At 47.3% G+C, this 26369-nt stretch carries 31 protein-coding genes; 19 read left to right on the plus strand and 12 right to left on the minus strand.

Going from position 1 to position 26369, the window contains the following annotated elements; genetic code table 11:
* The first annotated feature begins 91 nt into the window (after positions 1-91).
* The 5 genes from F3H97_RS13930 to F3H97_RS13950 all read left to right on the plus strand — a co-directional run bounded on the left by F3H97_RS13930 (position 92) and on the right by F3H97_RS13950 (position 4312).
* On the plus strand, positions 92-1747 hold the full coding sequence (locus F3H97_RS13930; RefSeq protein ID WP_196431877.1) for a glycoside hydrolase family 13 protein: 1656 nt from the start codon (positions 92-94) through the stop codon (positions 1745-1747).
* A 55-nt stretch (positions 1748-1802) separates the two neighbouring features.
* Positions 1803-2141: a hypothetical protein gene (locus tag F3H97_RS13935; RefSeq protein WP_196431706.1), complete on the plus strand. Its 339-nt coding sequence runs from the start codon at positions 1803-1805 to the stop codon at positions 2139-2141.
* Between the two features lie 57 nt (positions 2142-2198).
* Positions 2199-2402 (plus strand): YwbE family protein, encoded by a 204-nt coding sequence (locus tag F3H97_RS13940; protein ID WP_015880320.1) that lies wholly within the window; start codon positions 2199-2201, stop codon positions 2400-2402.
* Position 2403: 1 nt separating this feature from the next.
* Entirely contained in the window at positions 2404-2571 is a 168-nt protein-coding gene (locus tag F3H97_RS13945; protein WP_015880321.1) for a hypothetical protein, read from the plus strand.
* A gap of 268 nt (positions 2572-2839) precedes the next feature.
* A complete protein-coding gene (locus tag F3H97_RS13950; RefSeq protein ID WP_159563257.1) occupies positions 2840-4312 on the plus strand; it encodes an alanine/glycine:cation symporter family protein in 1473 nt (490 codons plus the stop codon).
* 50 nt (positions 4313-4362) lie between these two features.
* Here F3H97_RS13950 and F3H97_RS13955 read toward each other — a convergent pair whose 3' ends face one another.
* Both F3H97_RS13955 and F3H97_RS13960 read right to left on the minus strand, forming a co-directional pair.
* A complete protein-coding gene (locus F3H97_RS13955; RefSeq protein WP_196431707.1) occupies positions 4363-5163 on the minus strand; it encodes a formate/nitrite transporter family protein in 801 nt (266 codons plus the stop codon).
* 93 nt (positions 5164-5256) lie between these two features.
* Entirely contained in the window at positions 5257-5646 is a 390-nt protein-coding gene (locus F3H97_RS13960) for a VOC family protein (RefSeq protein WP_196431708.1), read from the minus strand.
* 80 nt (positions 5647-5726) lie between these two features.
* Between F3H97_RS13960 and F3H97_RS13965 the strand changes: the two genes are divergently transcribed.
* Genes F3H97_RS13965 through F3H97_RS13975 form a run of 3 tightly spaced genes read left to right on the plus strand, consistent with a single transcriptional unit; the run spans position 5727 to position 9012 of the window.
* On the plus strand, positions 5727-6845 hold the full coding sequence (locus tag F3H97_RS13965) for a GTPase (protein WP_196431709.1): 1119 nt from the start codon (positions 5727-5729) through the stop codon (positions 6843-6845).
* A gap of 13 nt (positions 6846-6858) precedes the next feature.
* Positions 6859-8001, plus strand: coding sequence for a YcjF family protein (locus tag F3H97_RS13970; RefSeq protein ID WP_196431710.1), 1143 nt, complete (start codon positions 6859-6861; stop codon positions 7999-8001).
* Between the two features lie 48 nt (positions 8002-8049).
* Positions 8050-9012 (plus strand): 2-hydroxyacid dehydrogenase, encoded by a 963-nt coding sequence (locus tag F3H97_RS13975; RefSeq protein ID WP_196431711.1) that lies wholly within the window; start codon positions 8050-8052, stop codon positions 9010-9012.
* Between the two features lie 41 nt (positions 9013-9053).
* On the opposite strand, the gene F3H97_RS13980 is transcribed toward F3H97_RS13975, so the two are convergent.
* The 4 genes from F3H97_RS13980 to mgsA all read right to left on the minus strand — a co-directional run bounded on the left by F3H97_RS13980 (position 9054) and on the right by mgsA (position 11617).
* Positions 9054-9659, minus strand: a complete 606-nt coding sequence (locus F3H97_RS13980; protein ID WP_074035122.1) for a YflT domain-containing protein — start codon at positions 9657-9659, stop codon at positions 9054-9056.
* Between the two features lie 12 nt (positions 9660-9671).
* Positions 9672-10187 (minus strand): YflT domain-containing protein, encoded by a 516-nt coding sequence (locus tag F3H97_RS13985; RefSeq protein WP_196431712.1) that lies wholly within the window; start codon positions 10185-10187, stop codon positions 9672-9674.
* Between the two features lie 111 nt (positions 10188-10298).
* On the minus strand, positions 10299-11159 hold the full coding sequence (locus F3H97_RS13990) for a hypothetical protein (RefSeq protein WP_196431713.1): 861 nt from the start codon (positions 11157-11159) through the stop codon (positions 10299-10301).
* 44 nt (positions 11160-11203) lie between these two features.
* A complete protein-coding gene (gene mgsA, locus F3H97_RS13995) occupies positions 11204-11617 on the minus strand; it encodes a methylglyoxal synthase (RefSeq protein ID WP_078146039.1) in 414 nt (137 codons plus the stop codon).
* A gap of 220 nt (positions 11618-11837) precedes the next feature.
* Between mgsA and F3H97_RS14000 the strand changes: the two genes are divergently transcribed.
* Complete coding sequence (locus F3H97_RS14000; protein WP_196431714.1) at positions 11838-13589, plus strand: mechanosensitive ion channel; 1752 nt, start codon at positions 11838-11840, stop codon at positions 13587-13589.
* A gap of 103 nt (positions 13590-13692) precedes the next feature.
* Complete coding sequence (locus F3H97_RS14005; RefSeq protein ID WP_196431715.1) at positions 13693-15171, plus strand: HD-GYP domain-containing protein; 1479 nt, start codon at positions 13693-13695, stop codon at positions 15169-15171.
* Between the two features lie 34 nt (positions 15172-15205).
* On the opposite strand, the gene F3H97_RS14010 is transcribed toward F3H97_RS14005, so the two are convergent.
* On the minus strand, positions 15206-15505 hold the full coding sequence (locus F3H97_RS14010) for an AzlD domain-containing protein (protein WP_196431716.1): 300 nt from the start codon (positions 15503-15505) through the stop codon (positions 15206-15208).
* A complete protein-coding gene (locus F3H97_RS14015) occupies positions 15502-16233 on the minus strand; it encodes an AzlC family ABC transporter permease (RefSeq protein WP_196431717.1) in 732 nt (243 codons plus the stop codon). The genes F3H97_RS14010 and F3H97_RS14015 overlap by 4 nt, the downstream gene beginning before the upstream one ends.
* Positions 16234-16347: 114 nt before the next feature.
* Here F3H97_RS14015 and F3H97_RS14020 point away from each other — a divergent pair, with 114 nt between their 5' ends.
* Positions 16348-17049, plus strand: coding sequence for a CBS domain-containing protein (locus F3H97_RS14020; RefSeq protein WP_074035110.1), 702 nt, complete (start codon positions 16348-16350; stop codon positions 17047-17049).
* On the opposite strand, the gene F3H97_RS14025 is transcribed toward F3H97_RS14020, so the two are convergent.
* Positions 17029-17367, minus strand: a complete 339-nt coding sequence (locus F3H97_RS14025) for an antibiotic biosynthesis monooxygenase (RefSeq protein WP_074035108.1) — start codon at positions 17365-17367, stop codon at positions 17029-17031. The two genes, F3H97_RS14020 and F3H97_RS14025, sit on opposite strands and share 21 nt — an antisense overlap.
* Before the next feature lie 76 nt (positions 17368-17443).
* Positions 17444-18283, minus strand: coding sequence for a M15 family metallopeptidase (locus F3H97_RS14030; protein ID WP_196431718.1), 840 nt, complete (start codon positions 18281-18283; stop codon positions 17444-17446).
* Positions 18284-18457: 174 nt separating this feature from the next.
* Between F3H97_RS14030 and F3H97_RS14035 the strand changes: the two genes are divergently transcribed.
* Entirely contained in the window at positions 18458-18676 is a 219-nt protein-coding gene (locus tag F3H97_RS14035; protein WP_074035105.1) for a hypothetical protein, read from the plus strand.
* A gap of 55 nt (positions 18677-18731) precedes the next feature.
* A complete protein-coding gene (locus F3H97_RS14040) occupies positions 18732-19199 on the plus strand; it encodes a hypothetical protein (protein WP_196431719.1) in 468 nt (155 codons plus the stop codon).
* Between the two features lie 17 nt (positions 19200-19216).
* On the opposite strand, the gene F3H97_RS14045 is transcribed toward F3H97_RS14040, so the two are convergent.
* On the minus strand, positions 19217-20320 hold the full coding sequence (locus tag F3H97_RS14045; protein ID WP_196431720.1) for a glycerol dehydrogenase: 1104 nt from the start codon (positions 20318-20320) through the stop codon (positions 19217-19219).
* Between the two features lie 374 nt (positions 20321-20694).
* Here F3H97_RS14045 and F3H97_RS14050 point away from each other — a divergent pair, with 374 nt between their 5' ends.
* The 5 genes from F3H97_RS14050 to F3H97_RS14070 all read left to right on the plus strand — a co-directional run bounded on the left by F3H97_RS14050 (position 20695) and on the right by F3H97_RS14070 (position 24483).
* A complete protein-coding gene (locus F3H97_RS14050) occupies positions 20695-21354 on the plus strand; it encodes a type 1 glutamine amidotransferase domain-containing protein (RefSeq protein WP_031424259.1) in 660 nt (219 codons plus the stop codon).
* A gap of 109 nt (positions 21355-21463) precedes the next feature.
* Positions 21464-21889 (plus strand): DMT family transporter, encoded by a 426-nt coding sequence (locus F3H97_RS14055; RefSeq protein WP_015880345.1) that lies wholly within the window; start codon positions 21464-21466, stop codon positions 21887-21889.
* 14 nt (positions 21890-21903) lie between these two features.
* Entirely contained in the window at positions 21904-22578 is a 675-nt protein-coding gene (locus F3H97_RS14060; RefSeq protein ID WP_196431721.1) for a Crp/Fnr family transcriptional regulator, read from the plus strand.
* Between the two features lie 11 nt (positions 22579-22589).
* Positions 22590-23063, plus strand: coding sequence for a DMT family transporter (locus tag F3H97_RS14065; protein WP_196431722.1), 474 nt, complete (start codon positions 22590-22592; stop codon positions 23061-23063).
* Between the two features lie 91 nt (positions 23064-23154).
* Entirely contained in the window at positions 23155-24483 is a 1329-nt protein-coding gene (locus tag F3H97_RS14070) for a hemolysin family protein (RefSeq protein ID WP_159563271.1), read from the plus strand.
* 9 nt (positions 24484-24492) lie between these two features.
* Here F3H97_RS14070 and F3H97_RS14075 read toward each other — a convergent pair whose 3' ends face one another.
* Positions 24493-25677: an amidohydrolase gene (locus tag F3H97_RS14075; RefSeq protein ID WP_196431723.1), complete on the minus strand. Its 1185-nt coding sequence runs from the start codon at positions 25675-25677 to the stop codon at positions 24493-24495.
* A gap of 128 nt (positions 25678-25805) precedes the next feature.
* Between F3H97_RS14075 and F3H97_RS14080 the strand changes: the two genes are divergently transcribed.
* Positions 25806-26354 (plus strand): LemA family protein, encoded by a 549-nt coding sequence (locus F3H97_RS14080; RefSeq protein WP_074035096.1) that lies wholly within the window; start codon positions 25806-25808, stop codon positions 26352-26354.
* Positions 26355-26369 lie beyond the last annotated feature (15 nt).

Here is a 26369-nt window from a genome sequence, read left to right on the forward strand (position 1 = left end):
CACTAGTGCTATGGTAGATGTGAATCATACCTTATTGTAGGAGGCACGGTGCCGTATGGAGACGTTGTTCAGCCAAACGAAACAAACAGAAATCAGTCGTGTATGGTGGAAAGAGGCCATCGCCTATCAAATTTATCCAAGAAGTTTCAACGATTCGAACGGGGATGGAATCGGTGATCTTCGCGGAATCATTGAAAAGCTCGATTACTTAGAAGACCTTGGAATTGATGTCATTTGGATTTGTCCGATGTACAAATCGCCAAATGATGATAACGGATATGATATCAGTGACTATCAAGACATTATGGACGAGTTTGGGACGATGGAGGATTTTGATGCCTTGCTAAAGGCGGTGCATGCACGAGGGATGAAACTGTTGCTCGACCTCGTTGTCAACCATACGTCGGACGAACATCCATGGTTCCTTGAATCGAAAAGCTCGAAAGACAATCCGAAACGGGATTGGTACATTTGGCGAGATGGGAAAGATGGGATGCCACCGAGTAACTGGGCGAGTATCTTTGGCGGGTCCGCTTGGGAATATGATGAACAGACCGATCAATATTACTTGCACGTCTTCTCGAAGAAACAACCCGATTTGAACTGGGAGAATCGTGAAGTTCGGACGGCTGTCTATGACATGATCAACTGGTGGCTCGATAAAGGAGTCGACGGATTCCGTGTCGATGCGATCAGTCATATTAAAAAGATGCCGACGGAGACGATGTTACCTTCTCCGGACGGGAAATCGATCGTTACGGCGTTTTCGATGTACTCGAATATCGATGGAATCCATGAATATCTACAAGAGATGAAGCGAGAAACGTTCTCCAAATACGACATTATGACTGTTGGGGAGACGAATGGCATTGAGCCGGAAGAAGCCGACCAATGGATGGGACCAGAGAATGGTGCGATGAATATGGCCTTTCACTTTGATCATGTCGATATCATGCGACGGTCGCGTCTTGCCCCGCTCGATGTCGTCGAGCTGAAACGAATCTTCGATAAATGGCAGCAGGGGTTACGCGAAACTGGATGGAACGCATTATACATTGAAAACCATGACATGGTGCGAGCGGTATCTCTCGTCGGGGATGAGCATCATTACTGGCGTGAAAGTGCCACAGCGCTTGGGATGATGTACTTCTTCATGCACGGGACACCATTCATTTACCAAGGACAAGAGATCGGGATGAAGAATGTCCCGCTCCCATCCATTCATGACTATGATGATGTCGCGACGAAAAACGAGTACTTTGAACGCATCGCGAATGGGATGAGTGAAATCGATTCGATGCAACAAGTATGGGGCACATCTCGTGATAACGTCCGGACACCGATCCAGTGGGATGCCTCACCTTATGCCGGTTTCTCGACGACGACCCCATGGATGCCGATTCACGAAGAGTATGAGACGCTCAACGTCGAGGCACAGCGACACCACCAGCACTCCATCCTGTCGTTCTATAAGGAGATGATTCGTCTTCGTCGAGCTGAGGAGACGTTTACGTATGGTCGTTATCGTGACGTCTTGCCTGAACATAAGCAAGCCTTCGTCTATGAGCGTACGTTTGAGAACAACCGCTTCTTCGTGGTCGTCAACTTGACCGCCAATCCGGCAGAAGTGACCATTCCGGAAATTGCAGGCGCCACGCTTGTCATGACGAATGAGATTGACCCCGAGACGATTGATACGGAAACGTTTATGCTTCGTCCATTCGCAGCACGGTTATATCGTTTATGATAAAGAGGTACCTTCCTAAGAAGGTACCTCTTTTAGAGGAGAGGTGGGGATGAGGATGCATACGATTGAATTTTCCAATGACAATGAGGTCGTACGCGTCGTCATTGAAAGCGCCAATCGCGAACAGTTGGATTTGATGGTGGATGGGCAACACGCTACGATTTCTGTGAAAATGTACCTCGATTTTGGAGAGGCGTTCGCCAAGGCATTTCATTCTTTGAAAGGGACGGCCGGACTCCGCGATGTGGAAGGAAACCATGTCTTGGATGTGATTTTTTCGCATCGAGAGGTCAGCGTTCGATTTTATGATTCGTTTCCTGAGAAGACGCTACAGACCGATCAAAGTTACATGACAGAAACGATGCGACAGATCGGCATCTGGAATAGGCTGTGACAAATGAGGGAAAAGAGCATATGATAGAGATTGACTAAATGGAAAGGGGTGTCGGGTATGGATGGAACGAAACGTGCTGACATTCGCCCAGGACTCCACGTCCAAATCGTTTTAAAACAAGATCAACGAAGCGGAAAGCTGACGAAAGGCGTCGTTCAAGATATATTGACGAACTCGCCACGTCATCCGCACGGAATCAAAGTGCGTTTGAGCGATGGACAGGTCGGTCGTGTGAAAGTGATCGAAGCTGGAGGTGAGTAAGATGAGCGAGAAAAAACTATCTTTTCAAGAGGCGATGAAACAAAAGCTGGCAGAGAAGAAGCAAAATCAAACGAAGGTTCCGACGGGTCTGCATGGTACAAAACAGAAACCGTTGACGAGCCAATTGACGAAAAAGCCAAATAACCAGAAGAAACGTACTGGTATTTAAACTCGCAGCTACTCGAAAAGAGTGGCTGTTTTTTTGATTATTCATTTCGTTATTGTGAATTATAATCATGATTTAATATTTCTAAACATTTTTATGTAAGCGCTTTAAGTGCTTATAAATAAGGAATCTCGCTTATATGATGTGAAAAAAGAGTGAAATGACCTATAAAAAAATTATTGATAATTGTCAGAATCTTTGTATAATTCAGAACTAAGACATCATAAAAAATTCTCAACTTCAGATTCACACAACAGGGAGGAACTTATTCATGGAAGCGATTCAAGGTATGTTACAAGGAAGCGTCGACTTTTTGAACAACATCTTATGGTCGTACGTATTGATCGCCGTTCTCGTTGGAGCCGGGATCTACTTCACGGTCAGAACACGTTTTATGCAGTTCCGTTACTTAAAAGAAATGTTACGTACGGTGACAGATAAATCGGACGTTACACTTTCAAAAGACGGGAAGAGTATTTCTTCAATGAAATCATTCTTTATCGGTGCCGCGACTCGAATCGGTACAGGTAACCTTGCCGGGGTCACGGTAGCGGTCACACTTGGTGGACCAGGAGCGGTCTTCTGGATGTGGATCGTCGCCCTTCTCGGTGGTGCGACAGCCATGATTGAAAGCACGCTCGCTCAAGTATACAAAGTGAAAGACGATGTCGCGTACCGCGGTGGTCCAGCTTACTACATCGAAAAAGGTTTGAACAACCGTGCACTTGGAATCGTATTTGCGGTTCTCATTGCTGTCACATTCGGACTTATCTTCAACTCTGTTCAATCGAACACAATCGCTGCAGCATTCGATAACGCATTTGGAATCGATGCGGCGATCGGCGGAGCAATCTTAGTTGTTCTTACTGGACTTGTCATCTTTGGTGGTGTACAACGTGTCGCGAACTTCTCGGCGATCGTCGTACCAGTCATGGCTGTTCTCTACCTTGCCATCGCACTCTACGTTGTCGTTGTGAACTTCGCTGAACTTCCAGGCGTCTTCGCTATGATTTTCCAAAGCGCATTTGGTTTGAACGAAGCAGTCGGTGGTTCAATCGGTGCTGCAATCTCAATGGGTGTACGCCGTGGACTCTTCTCGAACGAAGCAGGTATGGGTTCTGCACCAAACGCAGCAGCTGCTGCTGAAGTATCGCACCCTGCGAAACAAGGTTTCCTTCAATCACTCGGTGTATTCTTGGATACGTTGATCGTATGTACAGCAACTGCAGCGATCATCCTTCTCTCAGACAGCTACGCTGCTGGAAATGGTGAAGGGATTGTCCTTCTTCAAAACGCATTGACTGAACAAATCGGAGCACTTGCTCCAGCATTCATCGCTGTCAGCGTCTTCTTGTTCGCCTTCAGCTCGATCGCAGGAAGCTACTACTACGGTGAAACGAACATCGAATTCATTAAAAAGAGCAAAGGTGCAGTTCTTGGATTCCGTCTTGCGACAATGGCATTCGTCTTCATCGGAGCGGTCGCAAGCCTTGGATTCGTATGGAGCCTCGCTGACCTCTTCATGGCAGGGATGACATTGATCAACATCGCGGCAATCACATTGCTCGGTGGCGTTGCCTTCAAAGTTCTTAAAGATTACGAAGAGCAACGAGCTCAAGGTCTCAACCCACGCTTCTCGGCTCGTAAACTCGGTATCGAGAATACAGAGTGCTGGGATGTGGAAGAAGACGAAGTGGCACAAGGTACTGTTCAAGCAGCAGCAGCCGACGCTTCAAAATCATAATTCGTGAAATGCAACAAACAGGGACCCTGCTAATCGGGGTCCCTGTCTTTTTATGCATGATGACGTATCGGCTTGACGGTTTGTTCCGTCTCCGATTTGTTCAAATACAAGTAACTTCCGGCAACGAACAACGCACCACCGACAATATTACCGAGTGTGGCGAAGAATAGATTGTAAAGGGCACCGCTAAAGGTGACGAGGTCCGACGGTACATAGTGGAGCGCGAGAGCGAAAACGCCCATGTTCGCAATCGAGTGCTCGAATCCAGCGGCGAAAAATACGACGACCGGAAGCATCGTCAGCATAATCTTCGCGACATCATTGTTCGTTTTGAGTGGCATGAAGATGGCCAAACAGACGAGCACGTTACATAAGATTCCTTTCAAGAAAATAGCAAGGGCGTCTCCACCGATTTTCTTCGCGGCGACGACAGCAAGCAAATGGTCACCCGACACGTCACCCATGCTGTGAGCTCCGATGACGAGAAGCGATAGCATGACGGCACCGATCAAGTTACCGACCCAACTGAGTCCCCATATTTTTGCGAGGTCGAACCAAGCGACACGTCCCCGTTTTGCACCAGTGTAGAGATACATCGTGTTGCTCGTAAACAATTCTCCCCCCATCCAGACGATGAAGACGAGTGCCACCGAGAAACTGGCGCCAGCAATCAGCATCGTTCCGGGGACATCGATGAACATGTTTCCGACGGTGAATGAGAAGACGACTCCAATTCCGATTAAAAAGCCCGCGATTATCGATCGCAACATGTATTGAGGAAATGAATGTTGAAGCAATGATGATTTCTTAAATGCGGCTTCTTCCATATAATCGACGACTTGCTTTTCCATGAAAAGACCTCCTTTAGACCCTTTCAGTCTAGGAGGTCAACGTGAAGTTTGCAATTGTTTTCACAAACTTTCAAGAAGTTCTCAAGAAACCGTTCACATCGTTGCCACGAGTTCAACTTTGATGCGGTCCGGGTCTTCAAAAAATAGTGCTGTATAGTTTGGACCTCCTGCGTGGGGGAAGCGGTCTGCGTACAATTCACGAAACCCGTGTGATGCGAGCTGTTGCCGAACTTCTTCTAATTGTGCGAGGGAAGACGCATGAAATGCCAAGTGATTGAGACCAGTCTTTTTTCGGTGATACGGTGGCGCAAGGTGAGTCTTTTCCGTTTGAACGAACACGAGATATGTTTCACGGTATCGATAGCTCCGTCCTTCTGGCCAAGATTGATAGAGCGTGTAATCAAGTTGTTCACAGAGGAGCCATTCCCAGGCACGTATACTGTCGTGTAGGTTTGAAATGTAAAGCTCAACATGGTGAAGCATGAGAATCATCCTTTCGATGGACGTTTGAAAATGGTCCGTTCGGTATAATTGAACTATACAACGAATGAGGGAGGAAACGTATGGATCGGACAGGGCTCGTCTCAAATATTTTGATTGCCGGAAAGACCGGTGTCGGAAAGAGTGCGTTCATCAACTATATATATGGACATGACGTCGCCGAATCGCGTGCTGGAAGTCCGGTCACCGCAGAAGGACTTCACGAATATGAGTATTACGATTTAGAGCGGGGTATCTTGTTTCGTTTTTTTGATACGTGGGGGCTCGAAGCAGACCGCTCTGAAGAGTGGCATCAAGCGATCTTATCCATCGTCCATCAGCGTGAAGGCGCGCTCGATATCGCGGAGTGGTTTCATACGATTTACTACTTGTTGTCGGTACAGTCAGGACGTGTCGAGGCATATGAGCTCGAGGCGATTTTAAAACCTTTATATGAGCGGGGGAGCAACGTCACCCTAATATTGACTAACTACAATGAAGACGACCCGATGAGTGTACAAAAGGCAGAGGCGATGGAACGGGTATTGTTACGTTCAATACCGATTGAAGAAGAGAACATCATCCGTGTCAACAGTGTCGAAAAGAAGTTACTCACAGGAAAACACGTCCCGGTAAGAGGATACGAAGAGGTATGGAATCGGAATCGGACGAACCTATGGAAAGACATCGAGCGAAAACTTCCCATTAACCTGACGAATCATCTTCTTGAAGAGTTAGAGGATTGGCGAATTCGTAGTATCGCTTCGGCAGAGACGATTCGCATGCTAACCCCGCAAGCGATGATCAGTTGGAAAGCTAGAAAAATAGAGAAAGATTTAGAAAAGACGCTTGAAGAGGCCGCTTTGACGACGGAAGAGGCGATGGCAGAAGGGGTGCGTCATTATATCCAACTCATGCAACGATACCCGCTAGTCGGGGAGCAAGCAGACCTTTTGTTTAGAACGAGACGAGTTGAGCTCGGATTTGATTACTCGTTCGGAAAAACAGTTCGAAAGATGGTTCTCGGAATGATTCCTGGGGTGCACTTCATCTACTGGGCATTCAAGCGTCGGACGGCAGAGCGAGGGATTAAAAAGGCCATCGAGCAACAATATGCATCTGTAAGACAAACGATTGAAGAAGAGATTCGACGCGGCTTTGAGCGCGAGATGCGTCAGCTTGGTCGCACGCTCAACTCATAAGGGGGAAACGTAAATGGAATCGACGAAACGATTTGATTTTAAAGATTATGATTTAAAGGCAGAGCTCGAGCGGCTACGGGGCAATGTCAAAAAACCAAACATCCTCATCGCGGGAGCAACGGGAGCAGGAAAGAGTTCTGTTGTGAACTACGTGTTTGGACGTGATTTGACGAAAGTGGCAGCCGGGGAACCGGTCACAAGAGGAATTCATCAATATACGAGTGATGATATCGCAGTCACCTTGTTCGACAGCGAAGGATATGAGATCGGGAGTGCGCGGCAACAACATTACGAAGAGGAAGTCATCGAGTTTGTGGAGAACGCAAAGCGGCAAGAGGCATCCAAACGAATTCATCTCGTCTGGTATACCATCAACGCTGCGACAAAGCGTGTCACACCACTCGACAAGGCCTTGATTCGCCGTCTACGTGAATCGACCGCTGTCGCTGTCTTATTCACACAAATCGATCAGGTCGATTTAGAGGAACTGACGGCATTACGGAATGAACTGAATGGAATCCTTCCGGAAGAAGCGATCTTCCAAGTCAGCATTTCTTCGGAAATATTGAACGATGAAGCGTTGCGTCAATATGTGGATTGGGAACGACTGATTGCGTGGTCGGTTGAACAGCTAGATGCTTCCTTGCAGGAAGGGCTCTTGATGGAGATTCATGCAGAGAGTGAAGCGATGCTCAAGTTAAAGCGTAAAAAGGCGAATCGAATCATCTCTGGCTATGTCGCGAGCGCAGGAACGGCTGCTGCGGTTCCGCTCCCGTTTGCTGATGCCGTGGCATTGACGCCGATTCAGGTGACGATGAGCGTCCATCTATTTCGCTATTGGGGTGTCAAAGCGAGTGATGATTTGTTGAAGACGCTCATTGGAAGTACCATCATTCCACAAATCGGTCGCACGTTATCGAAAACGATCTTATTGAACGTCATGAAGTTTTTCCCGGGAGCGAACGCAGCGGCCGGTGTCATCAATGCGACCGTCGCATCAGGGATCACGTGGGCCATCGGACTCGCAATTAACGAAATCGCTTATCGTAATGCTATGGATTCATCGAAAACGATTGAACAGTTGTTAAATCAAGAGTTCGGATCGCTATTTGAACAGTTTTTGAAGCAAAAACCGAAGGCGGATCAACCCTCTTAACGCCTCCCATTTGTTAGACTACAAGTAAGTGTAGAGAGGGGGAGAAAGATGAAAAAACGAATCTATATTACGCGTCGCTTGCCAGAAGAGGCAGTCGAACCGCTTCGCGATCAATACGATGTGCGCATGTGGGAGCATGAAGGGGAAAGTGTGCCGCGAGAGGTTCTTTTAGAAGAAGCGTCATCTGCGCATGCGCTCTGGACCATGCTCAGCGACACGATTGACCGTGAAGTGTTTGAGCGTGCCACACATTTAGAGGTCGTCTCCAATTTGGCGGTCGGATACAACAATATCGATTTGAACGCAGCGAAAGAGAATGGCGTCATCGTCACCAACACACCAGATGTCTTGACGGAAACGACAGCAGATTTGACGTTTGGCCTCATGATGATGACGGCACGACGTCTCGGAGAGGCGGAACGTGACTTGCGCGCCGGGGAGTGGAAGTCCTGGCTGCCGATGGGCTACGTCGGGATGGACCTTTATCAAGCGAAATTGGGTATCATCGGCATGGGGCGAATCGGTGAAGCGGTCGCACGTCGGGCAAGAGGATTTGACATGGAGGTTCTATACCATAACCGGACACGGCGACATGAGTCGGAGTCGATGTATGGCTTCACCTATGCGGAACTCGATGAACTATTGACACAATCCGATTTCGTCGTCGTTCTCGCACCGCTCACGGACGAGACACAGGGAATGCTCGGGGCTAAAGAGTTTGCCAAGATGAAGGAAACATCCATTTTCATCAATGTGGCTCGTGGAGAAATCATCGATGAACAGGTGCTATATGAAGCACTTAAAGCGAGGAAGATTTGGGGAGCGGGATTAGACGTATTCACAAAAGAACCAATCGCCCTCGATCATCCATTATTGACGCTTCCGAACGTGACGACATTACCGCATATCGGGAGTGCAACGATTCGGACACGTCTGGCGATGATGGCATTGAATCGAGATGCCATCACAAATGTGCTCGAAGGGAAAGAACCGAAGAACCGTTTGACGTAAGAAGAGCCTGACGCGGGTGCGTCAGGCTCTTTGTTACTATGTTAGAAACGTCGGATATTATCTGGATCTTCTACGTCATTTCGATAAGCACGATCATCGAGACCACGTAGTTTTTCCTCGCGATCTGGATTCTTCGTTTCTTTATCCAGTTTATCTTGCTCCGGGTCAACGGGATGGCTTGGGTCGACGGTCTGAGCCTCACGGTAAGGTTTTGAGTCGATTTCCAATCCATCGTCAGTATGACTACCGAGATGAGTCGAGGATGCGTCTTGATATGGTTTCGAATCGACTGTCACCCCGTCCTGATGACGACGTTCAAAGTCTTCATCCACATAAACAAGGATTTTCCCGGCCTCTACATCGTCATAGTGACGTTTTACTTCCTCTTCGCTCAGTCCCATGTTGCGTAGACCAGCGTGCACGTCTTCATGACCACTGAGGAACGCCCGAACCTTATCGAACCAGCTCGCTTGATGGGTCGCTTCCGTATGAACATCTGTATCACGTCTCAAAATCGAAACATTGTCTTCATGTTTTGTGACGACATAAATGTGTGAGTCTTCATAACCTTTCGCTCGCAACTCCTCGATTTTCCCAAGTGCTGCATCCTGCGTATCGTGCATGCTGATAAATCGTTTCTCATTCATAGTCGTTCCTCCTTATAATCGGCGATGATCTTCTAATCCAGAATGACCGCGTACAATCGGATCATCCTTTGTGCCACGTGGATTCTCGTCGTGATCGTTAAATGGTTTCGCGTCAAAGGCGATCCCATCCGCTTTTTCCCCTTTATCATGATCGAGCTCACTGTCTTTTTTATACATGTTCGGATAGCGGTCGTACGAGTGTCGATCGATGTAGAGTAAAATCTGTCCTTCATCGATTGCATCATAATACTGTTCCGCTTCGGCATCGTTTAGCCCCATATTCCGTAACTCATCACGAATGCGGTCACTTCCGTGTAGGAATGCTTTGACACGGTCAAGCCAATTGACGTCACGGATACCGGACTCGGCATTTACATCCGTGTGGTCACGTAACGCAGAAATTTCCCCGTCCCGCTTGGCGACAACATGCATATTTTTTTCAGCTTCCCCTGCAGTTTTCAGCTCTTCCACTTTGTGCATGACTTCCTGTTCGGTCTGGAACAGGCCAATCATTTTTCGATCTGACATCGAATACCCCCTTTAGAATTTCCAATCTAAAACAAGCGTCACAATAGGAGTAATTTCCGTTCTCGCCATAATCGAAACAAAAAACGCCATCTCCTAAGAGGAGTGGCGTGGTTAGTAATAAAGCATGAGCGTATCGTCTCCGAGAGAACAACGTGTACTCTTCCAGACGAACTCGATTAATGTCCAGATGGCCATAAAGCCACTGATCGCCAGTAAAATGAGCGCGTAGAGTGGGGTCAACTGAATGATGAATGACCAACCAATTGTCATTAAGAGCGGTTGAATCAGAAAGATAGACATGATGTAGACGACAACGATGAGCAAGGCGAACGCAATACGCCGACCGAGCGTCTGGATGTAATGTCGAAAACGGGTCAATATGCCGAAGATAGCACCGGTCACGAGGACGGGTAACAGGAAGGCCAGATAATCAATTGGATACGTCGACATGGGGGCGGTGAATAGTCGACCGCTAAAGACATCGTCAATCATGAGCAGTAAGTTGGCGTAGGCAAATGCCAAAATCATACCTAGTAGCCAGCCGAAGCGGTTCCAAATCGTACGAGACGATTTGAGTGCTTCAATCTTTGTGTAGGCGAGGAAGGCAAGGTCGCGCACTTCGATTTCTTTTAACGAAAGCTTGGCTTCGTCCAATTGATTGACGGCCCAATCGAATTCCCGGTTTGCTTGCGCTTTTTCATGAGGTTTTAATTCATCCGAGGCATCAATCAACACGTGATAGCGTCGACGATATTCTTCATTTGTTTCGGGTTGTTCAATGAGGAAACGAGCGTATTCCTGAGGATCTTGGTTTAAAAGACTTTCGAGCGACTGACCACTTTTCTCTGCATGCCGGATATATCCAGCAAGTGCGAGTAGATGGCGGTCCGCTTCTGCCTCATTTCCAAGTAGTTCTATGAGGCGCTGGCGCACGTCGTTAAAGAACTGTTGGACGTTCGGGTCGTGAATCATATTCGGTTCCAGGGAGATTCCTCTCCTTTCTTGGTTTGTCATGGTCAAGCCGGAGGTTCGTCGTTATGAGAAAGTTTAAGTGACTCGAAATCACCTTGCTCGATACTTCGAATCAAAATTTCGCTTCCACCCATATTTGTCGAAAGCGGGATGGAGTAGACGTCACAAAGACGCATCAATGCGCTCACATCCGGTTCATGAGGTTGAGCAGTTAATGGGTCTCTGAAAAAGATGATCATATCCATCTCCCCGCGTGCGACGGCAGCACCGATTTCTTGGTCCCCTCCAAGCGGTCCGGATCGGAAGCAATGGACAGGCAAGCCGGTCGCTTCAGCGATTCGCTTACCCGTTGTACCGGTCGCAAACAACTGATGTTTCTTTAGTATATGGGTGTAAGTTTTAATGAGGACGATTAAATCATCTTTCTTCTTGTCGTGAGCCACTAAAGCGATATTCATCCTAAATTCCTCCTAACATGACGTCTCTTGTTATTCGTATCATATCTCGCATCATTTGACACGATTTCTCTCTTAATAACGTACCCATTTCCAATGAATCGTAATAGTCTGTAAACGAATTGACTTACAGTTCAGGTTTGATGGTTTTGAAATATAGGTATGTATGAAATAGCACTGTTAAATAAAAACAATCATTTCATGTGAAAAGGAGGAAGATTCGATGAACAATACAACGTATAACTTCAATACGTTCATGTCATGGTTACCAGAGCTTTTGCTGGCAATTGTTATTCTCGTAGTCGGTTATATCTTGGCGAAAGTATTGGAAAACGTGACACGTAAAGCATTGAAGAAAGCCCGATTGGATGAGCGGGCGGGTATTAAAAAAGATGGGGAGAAAGGAGAAAAGTGGACGCCTGAACGCATTATTGGAAAAGTGGTGTTCTTTGGCGTATTACTCCTCGCATTCCTGATTATCTTTGAATTCATGAACATTCCAGCCATTACGCAGCCATTCAGTCAGATTTATGAAGGATTCTCTGGATTGATTATCGGTGTCATCAAAGCCGGCTTGATTTTATTGGTCGCTTGGGTCATCGCCACCTTATTGAAAAAGGGAATTCAGATGGCGGGACATCGTTTGAATTTGAGCAAGCTGATGGAAAAAACGGGACAAGAATCGACAAGTGTCAACCAAACGAAGTGGGTCGACACGGTCGCGAACATCGTCTTCTATCTCGTGCTCTTATTGGCGTTACCTGCTGTACTTGATGCACTTGGACTTCGTGGGGTCAGCGGACCATTCGAAGATTTATTGAACAGTTTCCTCGGATTCATTCCGAAACTTGTCGCAGCAGCGCTCATTTTTGCAATCGGGTATGTGGTTGCGAAGATTGTCCGCGACATTTTGACGAAATTCCTCGAAGCTGCAGGACTAGATCGCTTGGCAGAGCGATTCCATCTATCTGATTACGTGAAGGGATCGAGTCTTGCGAAAGCAATCGGTACAATCGTCTTCATCTTCATCATGATTCCGGTCACCATTTCAGCACTTGAGGCGCTCGATATTCGAGGGATCTCGGAACCAGCGATTGCGATGCTCAATGATGTACTGGTCATGATTCCAGACATTCTCGTTGCGATCGTCCTCGTCCTCGTCGGGGTGTTCGTTGCAAAATGGTTGAAAGGGGTCGTTGTATCACTTCTTGAAAATCTTGGCGTCAACTCGTTGGCTCAAAAAATGGGCTTCGGGGAACGTGCGTCTTCGATGTCAATTGCCCAAGTGGTCGGTGTCATTGTCCAAGTAATCGTGATCTTGCTCTTCGTATCCGAAGCGCTTCAAGTCGCGAATCTTGAGTTCATGGCATCCCTCGCAACAGCCATCTTTGCTTACTTGCCGATGGTCATTGCAGCACTCATTATCTTGGCAGTCGGATTCTGGTTGGCGAACATGGCAGAGCGCTTAGTTGGAAGTGTACTTGTTGATGGAGCTGGACAACCGAGTGCGCTTCGCTACGTAGCGAAGTATGCGATTCTCGGACTCGTCTTCTTCATGGCAATTAGTCAGCTCGGCATCGCACCGATGATTGTCAATACAGCATTCCTTCTTATTCTTGGAGCTGTTGCCCTTGCCTTCGGTCTTGCTTTCGGTCTTGGTGGTCGCGAGACGGCGGCACGTTATTTGAAAAAGGCAGAGCGACGCATTGATGAAACGGAAGTTTCAAAAGAAGGTCTCGAGCAGGAGAAAGAACAGATGAGCCGCGAAGCGGAAGCTGCAAAACAACAAGCGAAGCAAGGCGTGGAGCAGTCGAAACATGAAGCGGAACAATCGAAACACGAGTTGAAGCGAGATGTTCAAAATCCAAAAGTTGACCATGTTGATGGACCGGAACCGAATCCGTTCCATGAAAACATCACTCCGGATCAGGACAATCGATCACTTGATGATAACGATGGTCCGTTACGCCCATAATCGATGCTTGAACGGGTCTCCTACAAGGAGATCCGTTTTTTTGTGTTCAACTCAAGCATAAATCTGGTCGATAGTAAAAGAAAAGAGTGTAGGGGTGAGGGGAATGTTTGAACGTTTTCAACGGACGCTCGTGATGAACTATATCATCGGCTCAGGTTTGGCCGTCTTTGGAGTAGGTGGTGTCTTTATTTTTCAAACGCTTGACCTGTCCATTCGAGAGATTTTACTACTGTTAGGCATCATGTTGGGGTCAGGGATAGTTATGATTTTCTCAGAACTACTCTTATACCGTCGCCACATTCGACCGATACGACAGCTTTTTATGACCGAATCCCCATCGATTGACGAATTGACGTCGGCATTCGAACAAGCGAGTCGATTCCCGATTTTAACGGTGCAACGGATTTTAGGTCCCCATTTGTTTGGATTATCCATCCCGTCAATTGGTTTAACCGCCGTTTTTATTCAGATGGGGTGGATTGACTTACCTTATCGTTTGATCGGCTTGGCTGCAATCGGGGCCGTCATGATTGCGGTACTACATGCCTTGATTGAATATTTTTTGACGGTTCGATCGGTTGAGCCATTACTTGTATACATGAAAGAAAGGCATCTCGAACTTTATCATCTGCCTATTCATGCAACGTATCGATCATTTAGTGTCCGAACTAAATTATTGATCAGTATGCTCATTACGGGTATCTTTCCCATCATGTTGTTCATGTTGGCGTCGAGTGTCCAATTGTCGACTTCGACTCGAACGGATACGTATTGGAATTGGGCGCTCGTGATTCTTGTCATCATCGTCGGAATTGCGGTGTTATGCAGTTTCTTACTCTATGACAACATCAAACGTCCGATTGGATTTTTGACGTCCGGCATCGAACAGATGGAGTCGGGACAACTTCAGAAAATCGAGAATCCGTACTTAGATGAGTTCGCCCAACTGATTGGGGGATTCAATCAAATGGTTGAGACGGTAACTGCTCGTGAACAAGAAAACGCACAGCTGTTAGACAGTCTCTTCATTTTATTCGCAGCAACGCTCGATGCACGTGATCCCTACACAGCAGGTCATTCGGAGCGTGTCGCGATGTATTCCGTTGAGCTTGCTCGCGCCATTGGCTTACCGCATGCACAAGTCGATTTACTCAACAAGTCGGCACTTCTACATGACATCGGGAAAATTGGAATTCGAGATGACGTCCTACTAAAAGAAGGGAAGCTGACAGACGAAGAGTTTTCAAAAATTCAAGAACATCCGACCATTGGCATCCATATTTTGAGTCAAATTCATTTACCTGCATCGCTTCAACCGATTTTAGCCGGAGTTCGATCGCACCACGAACGAATCGATGGGAAAGGATACCCGGACCGCTTACATGCGGTCGACATTCCGTTATTCGGAAGAATCATGGCGATTGCCGATGCTTATGATGCCATGACATCAGATCGACCCTATCGATCAGGGATGCCAGTGGAAAAGGCGCTTTCCATATTGGAGAGCGGTCGGGGAACACAATGGGACGCGGAATTTGTGGACGTATTCGTCCAGCTTCGTCGTCAGGTCATATCAGCATAAGAAAAGGAGCAGCACCTCGTGTGCCGCTCCTTTGTCATATAGTTTGAAAGGCATATACCCCGAATACAGCTCCAATGACGACAACGACGAGGTTGACCCGTAGTAGCGCCAGGAAAGTGGCTACCACTCCTCCGAATAAGGCAGACGAGGTGGTGGTCGTGGAGGATAGGACGCCCGGAAAAATCAAACTAGCCAGTACCGCATACGGGATGAAGGAAAGAAATCGTTTCATATATGCCGGTAACGCCAATTCCTTTAGCCAGAGTAGCGGGACGAGGCGAGGGATATACGTGACAAGTGCCAATCCTAGAACGAGTAGAAACAACGATATCATGTGACCTCTTCCTCCTTAAATACGAAAGCACCGATTCCGGCTGCGACAACGGTCGCGACGATGATTCGAATCCCATCTGAGATTGAGAAGAACGGGGTGATGACCCAATGGAGTATGGCTTGAATAATGATAGCTAAGCTCGCTACGACGAAGACAGGACGAGTCGTTAATGATGGAACGAGTAACCCGATGAACATCGCATATAGCGCAATCCCCATACTCGCCTGTAATGTGCTTGGAAGACCGAAGGCGAGGAAGACCCCCATCCACGTCCCGACATTCCAAGCAAGAAATGCGATTGTATTCAACCCGAGCACGAACATACCGGAACGGGCCTCTTGACGAGTAGAGGCGATGCTGAACGTTTCGTCGGTCACACCAAACGCGATGGTAGCCAATAGTCTTCGAGATGTACTCTCAATCCGTTGGGATAGTGAGGCGGACATTAAAAAATGGCGAGAGTTTAGAATGAACGTCGTCAAAATGATTTCCCAATACATCGAACCGGCCATCAGAAGTTGTACCGTAATGAACTGACTTGCCCCGGCAAAGATCAAAAAGGACATCGATAATGTGATAGCATTCGGCAAGTTGAAAGATTGTGCCAAAAGACCGAAGGCAATCGCAATCGGGATATATCCGATGGCGACGGGAATGCCGGCGCGTAGTCCTGTGCGAAACGTGGGTTGCGGTGAAGTTGGTGATGTGGGATGAATCGAAGTCGCCATGATAGCCCTCCTCCATAATTAAGATGATTTCTATGTCATTCGGGATGAATAAACGGTTTCCTGCTCAAATGATCAAAAAGAGGGTATACATGTATCGTTAAGGAGGGTGATCACATGAGTCGTGCTGAAGAATTTTTGGCATCCTATCATCGAATCGAGGACTACTTGAGTCGAGAGATGGGAGATGGGCAACATTTCAGTTTTAGTAACATGGTGAATCGGTTAGCGAAACAAAATCCAATCATCGACCGGTATAAAGAAGATTTACATCAGATGAGTCAACTACGAAATGCCATCGTCCATGAGCGGCGTGAACCTGATTTTATTATCGCGGAGCCACACGAGTCGCTTGTTGCATTGATTTTAGAAGTAGAGCGAGAGCTCCTTCATCCACGTCTCGTCATTCCATTGTTTGCGAAATCGGTGGTGACGTTTCAGTCGGAAGATTTTTTGACGGAAGTACTCCGGGAGATTCGAGATAAAAATTATTCGCAATTCCCTGTATATCATGACAATGGGTCTTGGCGCGGACTGTTGACGAAAAAAGGAGTGACCAGTTGGCTAGCCGAAACAATCGACGGGCCCAACTTGTCACTCAAAGGAGTTCGGGTGAAGCACGTGCTCCACCACGATCCGCATATGCACCGGTATCGATTCATTCGAAAGGATGCGACCGTAATCGAGGCACAGCACTGCTTTACGCAAATGAAAGAGGGCGCACGATATGACGCCCTTCTGATTACAGAGACCGGAAATCCGGATGAACCGCTACTCGGCATCATCCGTCCTCAAGATTTATTGAACGCGCTCCGTTGAGGCGAGATGTTCAATGGCGACCTCATATTGGGTAACGGTGTTGCCGAGGACGATTGGTTTCACTTCTGAAGTCCCGTCATCACGTTTCTTATGGGCGTGCTTATAAGCATTGCTGTCGCGCCAGTTCTCAAAGCTGTCTGCATCACGCCACGTGGTCATGATGACGACATGATCCATCGCCTCATCAGACGTATCCGTCAACACTTGCATACGGACAAAGCCATCCATCGCTTCGATTCCTTTTGTCGTTTCGAAGCGTGCTTTGACCGCGTCGGCCTTTCCTTTTTCAACGTCTAGTTTGTTCATAACAATCCACATCCCACATTTCCCCCTATACGAATAAGATGACTCCATTATAACGTGAACAGGGAATTGCCTGAAAAAGGATGCTCACTCAACGTTTGCTCCACCATTCTTCGAACGCCCAGTTCTTCTGCTTCATCATCGTCGCTTCAGTGACACCGACATAACGCAAATGCCAAGGTTCGTAATTGTATCCCGTGATTTTCTCTTTTCCTTTTGGATAGCGGACGATAAATCCATAGAGATGGGCGTTTTGAAGCATCCATTTCCCTTCAGGCGATCGGTCGAAGGATTCATATAGCCCTAGACGCATGCGTTGACTCGTCATATCAACGGCGAGACCCGTTTGATGTTCACTATGACCGGGACGTGCTACATATTTTGAAGCATATGCGATCCCACGTGTGTTGACGTAATAGGCATAGAGTGACTTTTGTGTCGAGTAAGATCGGTAGGCGCTAAGGGCGTATAACGTATGACCTTGCTTCCGACCGGCGTAATATAGTTTAGCCAGAGCGTAAGCTGCTTCCGCTGTCATCAAGGTCCGTTCACTCCCTTTTTGATAAACAGTTGGAATGGTTAATGTGACAAGTTGTGGGGAACGATAAGTGGACGGGAGTGCATTCGCCTTGTTGACTAGTCGTAAACGGTCTGCAGAAGGCATTTTAGGGATACCGGCTTTCAAGTTGGCAGAGGGAGTGAAGTACTTCGTATTTCCGATATAGACGTTCGACCAGCTCCGGTTATAGGTCGTGTAGCGGACCGGGACGTTCGTTCGTAGCGTCTTAAGAATTGGAGAAGATTGCATGGCACGACCGTACAAATACGTCGTTTTAATCGTATAACCTGGTTGTGGGGACGAGGATGCCGCTGTCACCGGTGACACTTGAAACAACAGCAAACAAATGATCAAGATACGCAAGGACTTCATGGCAAAACGCCTCCTCGAGAGTTAGATGATGTTCCTTTTCCCGTTTTCTTGATAGATTGTGCATCTTTTATCCATCTTCAGGTCGGAAGAGGATACGGCTTGGGCCCGATGAAGGTGAGCAAGAAATCCATTACAATTAAAATAACGAATGAGATCGTAGAGAGGAGTGAGCGAATGGAAGCTTTAGTCGGTTTACCACTTTTATTGCTCGTCCTATTCTTTGCCTTTTTATATTTTAATATCAAAGGGCTATCGAATATGTGGAAGGACTATAATCGAACGAAATCGATGATTCCACTTGGTTTTTTCATCGTCGGGATTATCGGGATTTTCACAGGAGTGTGGACGTGGCTCGTCATTTTAATTTATTACGTCGTCCGACCGAAAGAATAAACACTGTATGCAGACGCATACAGTGTTTTTGCTATACTGAGGACGAGGTGTTGAGATGGAGAAATTGATAAAAGCATGGTTTATCGTGACGTTGATCACGTTTGGAATCTTTAAGCTCGGTGAAGTGCTGACGACCCCTTACTCGGAAACACCGGGTGAAGGGAATCTATACTGGATTGTTCTCTTGATTGGATGGCCGTTTCTTTTATTGTTTATTTGGATCACCATTCGTTTGACACATCGAGTTGTCTCTTCTGTGCGACCGTTTGGAAAGGTCAGTTTAGCGATCGGAAGTTTCGTCATGGCCGGTATAGCTTGGATGACTAACCAATCACAGGCGACGTCTCTTCGAGAAGGAATTCGTTTATCAGCCAATGAGTCGTTCGCAGAAGGATGGAACCAGTTCACGAATATCATCTATATGAACCAGCTGACGTTCTTCCTTTTGACGGTCAGTTGTATGGGAGTCGGAATTCTCTCATCATTCTTCCTGAACAAAAAACAGCGAGACGAAGCCGTGTGAGCTTCCTCTCGCTGTTTTTATAGGTGTTCTTTATAAAGACGTGCATAGCGATCCGCAGCGATAATGGCGTCAGCAACTTCTTCAGGTGTAACATCGAAACCGCTATGAATCGTTTCGCCATCTGCCGTGGCCGCTTTCCCGACCTTCAAGATATCGTCTCGAGATGCATCTTTCAATTTGATATCTTCAAGTGTGACCGGTAAGTCGAGTGCCATATAAAAGGCAACATACTGCTCGAACTCTTCTTGAGGGCGTCCTTCGAGTGCGAGTTGCACGAGTGTTCCGAATGCAACTTTTTCACCGTGTGTCAAATGGTGGATGTCTCCTTCAAGTGCGGTGAATCCATTGTGAATGGCATGGGCTGCAGCCAAGCCACCACTTTCAAAGCCGAGCCCGCTCAATAAGGTGTTGGCTTCCACAACAGCTTCAAGCGCAGGTGTGACGACTTTTGCTTTGACAGCTTCATACGCTTGAATCCCGTATGTGAACAGAACCTCTTCACACCGTTCGGCAATCGCCTCCGCTGCAAGTGTCGGGACACCGCCAGCCATCGTCTTGCCTCCGAATGCCAGGACACTTCGCACTTCCACCCATGTGGCCAATGCATCGGCAATACCTGACGCTAAGAAGCGTGGCGGTGCTTGTGCAATCAATTCCGTATCCACAAGGACGAGATCCGGATTCTTTTTATAGAAACGGTAGCTTTCGAAATTGCCTTCCTCTGTATATATGACCGACAATGCGCTCGTCGGTGCATCCGTAGAGGCGATGGTCGGTACAATGACGATACGCGCATCCAATTCATCTGCGACCGCTTTTGCTGTATCGAGCGTTTTCCCACCGCCGAGACCGATAACAAACGCTGTTTCATGCTCCTTAGCGTCTGTAGCGATTCGAGCGATTTCGTGCTTCGACGCTTCTCCGACGAAATCAGCTTTCGTCGCCTTGAGTTGGCTCGCTTGCAGAGACTGGGTCACCCGTTCGCCGATCAACTCCCATACGACGTCATCCGCGATGAGTAAAGCGTTGGAACCGAAGTGAATGACAAACTCTCCGATGCGATCAATCGTTTGTTTCCCTTGCACATACTTGGCCGGACTGATGAAAATGCGTTCTGACATAGTGAACTCCATCCTTTCATATCAGGTTTGGTGTAAGTGCTTACAAGGCAATCATACTACAACTGGTAAAGAATATACGTGAAGATTACATGAAGAACGGCAGCTGACCAAGCACAAGCAATAGGATGATGATGGCGACGACAATGAGAAATCCCCAGTCGTTCATTCGTTTCGTCATAACACACGTCTCCTTCATGGGTTGGAATTGCAATTCTTCCTCAGTATAGAAGGTGGTAAGAAAAAGGGAGGATGAATAAATAACCAGGTTAAAAAAAGTTACGCCTTGCCGTGAGCGGACAGATCATCGGGTTTAACAGATGATGAATCGGGAACACTAGAGTCGTATGTTGATTTTCTTGAAGGAGGAATTGAGTATGTCGAAACATGTACTGATTGTCACAACGTCAGCAAATCAATTATCAAATGGTCATGCAACGGGATTATGGCTTGAAGAGTTTGCCGTTCCTTATTTATTGTTCGAAAAAGAAGGGTATAAAGTGACGGTCGCGAGTATCGAAGGTGGAGACGTGCCAATCGATGCGAATAGTTTAGAAGATGGTTTGTCAGAAGACATTCTCAACACACGGGAATTGCTTAAAGACACAGCCCGTCTCGATCAAGTCGCAGACGAGTCGTACGATGCAATCTTCTTACCGGGAGGTCACGGGACAGTTGTCGATTTCCCAGGGAATGAAACATTACAACGTGTCATTCGTAACGTATACGAAAGTGGAAATATTGTCGGGGCAGTTTGTCACGGACCAATTGGATTGGTCAATGTGAAACTCAGCAACGACGAGCCACTCGTTAAAGATAAACAGGTGACAGGGTTTACCGATGCGGAAGAAAAAGAGATGCAACTCGATTCTGCCGTACCGTTCTTACTTGAAACGGGACTACGCAATCAAGGCGGACAGTTCAAAGGAGCTGACAACTGGGCGGTGAACGTGGCAGTTGACGAACGTCTCGTCACTGGTCAGAACCCTCAGTCTTCTGAAGCGGTCGGGAAAGAACTTGTTAAGCTACTCGGATAATCGTGTGAAGCAACTTCGAATGTCGAAGTTGCTTTTTAGTGTTTGGACATATGTCCTATTCAAGTCTTCTTTCTTTTCGTAAAGTCAGACGGAGAGAAAGGGGAATGACATGGGAATTTTATTTGCCATCTTATCAGGGACGTTCATCGCCCTTCAAGGAATCTTTAATGCAAAACTAGGAGATGCGGTAGGCGCATGGATGTCCGTCACCATCGTTCATTTTGTCGGACTTCTGTTGGCACTTGCGATTTACTTCTTCAAGCGAGATGCGGACATGACAGCCTTCAAGCGCGTACCTTGGTATTATAGTTTAGGAGGATTGTTCGGTGTATTCGTTGTCTTCGGCGAATTGACGGCGATTCAACAACTAGGGGTCACATGGGCAATCTGTGTATTGCTTGTGGCACAATTAGTAGGAGCCTTCATCATCGATTTGAATGGTTGGTTTGGTGTCAAACGGAAACCGATGAACACGGGACAGGTCATGGGACTCGTCTTGATGGTCGTTGGAATCGGAATCTATACATTTTCTTAAGGAGTTCACTTTACATGATGAATATTATGGATGCACTGACACGATTGCAGTGGAATCATCTGTTTTCGAATGAAACGCTTGAGTCCTCGTCCGTAGTGACATATGCGTCTGGGACCATGTTATGTTCGAACGATCAGCACATCGAATCTTTATTCGTCGTCCTTGAAGGGCGCGTCAAAATTTATACGCTCAGTGAAGAAGGGAAATTGCGATTGTTGCGTCTGAAGGCTGCTCCAACATTGATTGGAGATATCGAGTATGCGAGCGGACGCAATGTATTGCATACGGTTGAAGCGGTCGGTCCCGTAACATGTCTGCGCATCCCTTTCGAGGCGCTTCGAAGATATAATCGAACGGTCGAATTCACGGAGCATCTGTTACAAGGCGTGTCCGAAAAATTATTCATTGAGGCGAACGCCTCGTCGAATCATCTCATGTCGACTCTAGAAGAGCGCTTGGCCGGTTACTTGATTTCACTCAGTGAATCAGGGAATGAACTGTTTCAAGCGGAGATGAGTCAACTGAAGCGTAAAGAAGTCGCAGAGTGGCTAGGAACGAGTTATCGTCACTTGAACCGAACGTTGCAGGCATTCGTGGATGAAGGATTGGTCAAACGAACGAGAAAAGAAGTCATCATTTTAAATAGTGAGCGATTGAAAGAACGTGCGAACGGCATGTTTTATGAGTAAGGAGGGGTTATATGATTTTTGGTATCATCTGTTCGGCTGTGGCTGGGGCATTTATTAGCGTACAGGCGGCGGTCAACGCGAAAATGAACATAAATTTAGGGGCTTGGGCCACCACCGTATTGGTCTTTATCGTTGGTTTGGTCGGATCCATCATCCCGTTGTTATTATTTGGAGGAAACCTTGCTGGATTACGTGACTTGTCGCCAATCTATTGGCTTGGTGGTTTGCTTGGGGTCGGGGTCGTGTACTGTGTCATGCGCAGCATCCAGTTACTCGGACCCACGTTGTCTGTGTCACTCATTCTCGTGTCACAACTCATTTGGGCGTTAGTCGTCGATTTATATGGCGCCTTCGGGATGCCTCAAATCACGTTATCGGCCGGACAAATTGTAGGGCTCACCATCCTTCTTGTCGGGGTCATTCTCTTTAAACAGTCTCAGACGGCGGCTATCGCCAAACAAGCTGTCAACGAAGCCACTTCTTGAGGAGTGGCTATTTTTCTGAGCAAAACGGGTACAGGTTGGTAACGATTTTTTGATAAAATGAAGCAGTATGGTTTAAAAATTAGCTGAGGTGATGAAAAAAGTGGATTCTTCCATAGTGATTGATTTGTTGATTGTTTTGTTTTTGATTGTGTTGAACGGGATTTTTGCGATGACAGAAATTGCGCTCATCTCATCGAAACCTGCAAAACTTGAGGTTGAAGCAAATCGAGGGAAACGAAGTGCAAAGATTGCGCTTCATTATTCGAAAGACCCGACAGATTTGTTGTCGACCGTTCAAGTCGGAATCACATTGATTGGGATTATTAACGGGGCCTACGGGGGCGCGCGCTTCTCGGCACCGCTCGCATCGGCGTTTGAACAAGCTGGGATGAGTACGCAGTATGCCGGAACCGTTGCTTATGTGGCCGTCGTTACAATTATCACGTATCTATCCCTGATTATTGGTGAATTGGTCCCGAAACGGATTGCGCTCGTTTCGCCTGAGAAAGTCACGATGGCGATTATTCCTTCGCTCGATTTATTCAGCAAAGTGATGAAACCGTTCATTTGGATTTTATCGAAATCGACACTCTTTTTGTTCAAATTGTTAGGGTTGAAGGCGGAACAGACGAGTGGGGAGACTGAGCTCGAGATCAAACAACTCTTGTTTGAAGGCGCCCAGCAAGGACAGTTCGCTCATGAAGAAGTTCGACAAGTCGAACGGGTCTTTGCGTTTCATGATCAATTGATTTATGAGCTCATGCAACCACGGACGACGCTCGAATGGGTCGACTTAGAAGATGACATGGACGATATGAAGAAATCGATCTATGAAAGTAAACATAACAAGTTACCGGTTGGACGCGACTCGCTTGACGATTTTGTCGGGTACATCGACGTACGTGACATCTTGACGTTGCCGACACTGCGTGAGCCGTCACAGATTTTGAAGCGCATCAAACAGCCGCTCATCGTTCCAAAACAGCGAGAGGCGAGCCAGGTACTTCAAATGATGCAGAAAAATGGTGTGGAAATCGCCTTTGTTTTAGACGAATACGGCGGATTCCTTGGTATGGTCACCTTGTTCGATATTTTGGAAGAAATTGTCGGAGAGGTGATGATTGAAGAGGATACACCAGAAGTGGTACGTCGTGAAGATGGGTCGTATTTGGCGGATGGGTTACTCGGGATTGAGGATTTGAAGCGAACGTTCGAGATTCGGGATGACCGATTCGACGAAGGGCGCAACTCCTATCATACGCTCGCGGGACTCGTCATTTACGCACTCGGCGATTTTCCGAAACGGGGCGATGTGGTCGAAGCGTACGGTCTTCGCTTTGAAGTCGTGGATATGGACGGAAAACGTGTCGACCAAGTACTTGTCTCAGAACTACATGAACCAATTACAGAAGAGGACTGATGCGATGCATCAGCCCTCTTTTTCGTGTACCATCCACGTTCGTTGTAAAGCACCTAACAAGACCTGAGCTGTGTGCAGCATCGCCCGTTCATCCACATCGAAGCGAGGATGATGATGCGGGAAGATTGCAGAGAGCTCGGGATTTCCTGCCCCTGTGAAGAAAAAACTACCAGGAACGCGCTCGACATAATAAGCGAAATCTTCTCCGACCATGAGTGGTGCCATCTCAATGACACCGTCTGCACCAACGACCTCCACCGCACTCTTGCGGACGAGTTCCGTTTCGGTCACATGATTCACGACAGCAGGATATCCTTTTATATACTCCAATTCATAATCAGCATCACTCGCCTCACAGACGGAACGGATGATCCGTTCCATATCGGAGATGATTTTTTCTTGTGTCTCCCGAGTGAATGTACGCACGGTGCCGGATAATTTGGCTTCTTCGGCAATGACGTTGAACGCTTGCCCGGAGTGGAGCGTACCGATGGTCAGCACGGCAGGTTCGAGCGGATCGATGCGCCGACTGACGACCTGTTGGAGATGATTTGCCACGTTCACGGCAACCATGAGGGCATCGACTGTATGTTGCGGAATCGCGCCATGTCCACCTTTTCCTGTAATGGTCAATTCAAAGCGATCTGCCGCAGCCATGACAGGACCTGTTTTCACACCAATCGTTCCGAACGGAAGTGGCGTCCAAATGTGCGCACCGTATATATAATCCACGTTGTCGAGACAGCCGTCTTCAATCATCGGTTTGGCACCACCTGGAGCCAATTCTTCTGCGAACTGGTGAATCAACACGACGTCTCCTGGAAGGCTCATCTCAGTCAATACTTTCGCTAAAACGAGAAGTGTCGCCGTGTGGGCATCGTGTCCACAAGCATGCATGACCCCGTTCACTTTTGAACGATACGGGACATCTTTCACATCTTGGATGGGAAGGGCGTCAAAATCGGCACGTAATGCGATGGTCGGACCGTCACCGCCTTTGATTCGACCGACGACCCCATTGCCGCCAACGTGCTCACGTACTTCAATCCCAAGTTCACGGAGATACGAGGCAATCATCTTTGGTGTTTCGACTTCTTGAAAAGACAGTTCAGGATATTGGTGAAAATGGCGTCTTAGGGACACCATTTCTTCGAACAACTCGGTCAATCGTACTTCGGCATGCGTGACGATCATTGCGAACACTCCTTTGTGGTTACCATGTCAAGAAATGAATTCATTTACAAATTGTTATGAAAGTTAAGCTTATCTTATACGAGTAAAGGGAATTAATACAGGAGAAAATGAAGAAATGAGGTGCCAACATGGGGTGGATTATTGCGATTGTAGCGGTTGTCGTGCTTGTACTCATCTATTTTTCGATGTACAACGGGCTCGTCAAATATCGAAATTGGGTCGATGAGGCATGGGCTCAAATCGATGTACAGTTGAAGCGGCGGTATGATCTGATTCCGAACTTGGTCGAGACGGTGAAAGGCTACGCGAAACACGAACAAGAAACGCTTACAAAGGTCGTCGAACTGAGAAACCAGCTCGGAGAAAAGTCGAATCGTCAAGACCAGATGGCAGTGAACGATCAATTGAGTGGAGCACTGAAAAATCTCTTCGCGCTTCGTGAGGCGTACCCAGATTTGAAGGCGAATGAGAACTTCAAGATGTTGCAGGAAGAATTGACGCAGACAGAAAACAAAGTGGCGTATTCGCGCCAGCTCTATAATAATACGGTCATGAAATATAACACGAAAATCGAATCGGTCCCGACGAACATCATCGCTTCCGTCCATCATTTCGAAAAGCGCGATATGCTCGAGGCACGTGCCGAAGAGCGCGAGAACGTTCGCGTTTCGTTTTGATGAATCGAGGTGGCG

Origin of the sequence: Exiguobacterium sp. SRB7LM (assembly GCF_015712685.1) — a bacterium.
Classification (GTDB): domain Bacteria; phylum Bacillota; class Bacilli; order Exiguobacteriales; family Exiguobacteriaceae; genus Exiguobacterium; species Exiguobacterium profundum.

Bases quoted from the DNA above. Each gene is read 5' to 3' on its own strand.
- F3H97_RS13935 (WP_196431706.1), top strand. From the start codon at position 1,803: ATGCATACGATTGAATTTTCCAATGACAATGAGGTCGTACGCGTCGTC.
- F3H97_RS13940 (WP_015880320.1), top strand. From the start codon at position 2,199: ATGGATGGAACGAAACGTGCTGACATTCGCCCAGGACTCCACGTCCAA.
- F3H97_RS13945 (WP_015880321.1), top strand. From the start codon at position 2,404: ATGAGCGAGAAAAAACTATCTTTTCAAGAGGCGATGAAACAAAAGCTG.
- F3H97_RS13950 (WP_159563257.1), top strand. From the start codon at position 2,840: ATGGAAGCGATTCAAGGTATGTTACAAGGAAGCGTCGACTTTTTGAAC.
- F3H97_RS13955 (WP_196431707.1), bottom strand. From the start codon at position 5,163: ATGGAAAAGCAAGTCGTCGATTATATGGAAGAAGCCGCATTTAAGAAA.
- F3H97_RS13960 (WP_196431708.1), bottom strand. From the start codon at position 5,646: ATGCTTCACCATGTTGAGCTTTACATTTCAAACCTACACGACAGTATA.
- F3H97_RS13965 (WP_196431709.1), top strand. From the start codon at position 5,727: ATGGATCGGACAGGGCTCGTCTCAAATATTTTGATTGCCGGAAAGACC.
- F3H97_RS13970 (WP_196431710.1), top strand. From the start codon at position 6,859: ATGGAATCGACGAAACGATTTGATTTTAAAGATTATGATTTAAAGGCA.
- F3H97_RS13975 (WP_196431711.1), top strand. From the start codon at position 8,050: ATGAAAAAACGAATCTATATTACGCGTCGCTTGCCAGAAGAGGCAGTC.
- F3H97_RS13980 (WP_074035122.1), bottom strand. From the start codon at position 9,659: ATGAATGAGAAACGATTTATCAGCATGCACGATACGCAGGATGCAGCA.
- F3H97_RS13985 (WP_196431712.1), bottom strand. From the start codon at position 10,187: ATGTCAGATCGAAAAATGATTGGCCTGTTCCAGACCGAACAGGAAGTC.
- F3H97_RS13990 (WP_196431713.1), bottom strand. From the start codon at position 11,159: ATGATTCACGACCCGAACGTCCAACAGTTCTTTAACGACGTGCGCCAG.
- mgsA (WP_078146039.1), bottom strand. From the start codon at position 11,617: ATGAATATCGCTTTAGTGGCTCACGACAAGAAGAAAGATGATTTAATC.
- F3H97_RS14000 (WP_196431714.1), top strand. From the start codon at position 11,838: ATGAACAATACAACGTATAACTTCAATACGTTCATGTCATGGTTACCA.
- F3H97_RS14005 (WP_196431715.1), top strand. From the start codon at position 13,693: ATGTTTGAACGTTTTCAACGGACGCTCGTGATGAACTATATCATCGGC.
- F3H97_RS14010 (WP_196431716.1), bottom strand. From the start codon at position 15,505: ATGATATCGTTGTTTCTACTCGTTCTAGGATTGGCACTTGTCACGTAT.
- F3H97_RS14015 (WP_196431717.1), bottom strand. From the start codon at position 16,233: ATGGCGACTTCGATTCATCCCACATCACCAACTTCACCGCAACCCACG.
- F3H97_RS14020 (WP_074035110.1), top strand. From the start codon at position 16,348: ATGAGTCGTGCTGAAGAATTTTTGGCATCCTATCATCGAATCGAGGAC.
- F3H97_RS14025 (WP_074035108.1), bottom strand. From the start codon at position 17,367: ATGTGGATTGTTATGAACAAACTAGACGTTGAAAAAGGAAAGGCCGAC.
- F3H97_RS14030 (WP_196431718.1), bottom strand. From the start codon at position 18,283: ATGAAGTCCTTGCGTATCTTGATCATTTGTTTGCTGTTGTTTCAAGTG.
- F3H97_RS14035 (WP_074035105.1), top strand. From the start codon at position 18,458: ATGGAAGCTTTAGTCGGTTTACCACTTTTATTGCTCGTCCTATTCTTT.
- F3H97_RS14040 (WP_196431719.1), top strand. From the start codon at position 18,732: ATGGAGAAATTGATAAAAGCATGGTTTATCGTGACGTTGATCACGTTT.
- F3H97_RS14045 (WP_196431720.1), bottom strand. From the start codon at position 20,320: ATGTCAGAACGCATTTTCATCAGTCCGGCCAAGTATGTGCAAGGGAAA.
- F3H97_RS14050 (WP_031424259.1), top strand. From the start codon at position 20,695: ATGTCGAAACATGTACTGATTGTCACAACGTCAGCAAATCAATTATCA.
- F3H97_RS14055 (WP_015880345.1), top strand. From the start codon at position 21,464: ATGGGAATTTTATTTGCCATCTTATCAGGGACGTTCATCGCCCTTCAA.
- F3H97_RS14060 (WP_196431721.1), top strand. From the start codon at position 21,904: ATGATGAATATTATGGATGCACTGACACGATTGCAGTGGAATCATCTG.
- F3H97_RS14065 (WP_196431722.1), top strand. From the start codon at position 22,590: ATGATTTTTGGTATCATCTGTTCGGCTGTGGCTGGGGCATTTATTAGC.
- F3H97_RS14070 (WP_159563271.1), top strand. From the start codon at position 23,155: ATGAAAAAAGTGGATTCTTCCATAGTGATTGATTTGTTGATTGTTTTG.
- F3H97_RS14075 (WP_196431723.1), bottom strand. From the start codon at position 25,677: ATGATCGTCACGCATGCCGAAGTACGATTGACCGAGTTGTTCGAAGAA.
- F3H97_RS14080 (WP_074035096.1), top strand. From the start codon at position 25,806: ATGGGGTGGATTATTGCGATTGTAGCGGTTGTCGTGCTTGTACTCATC.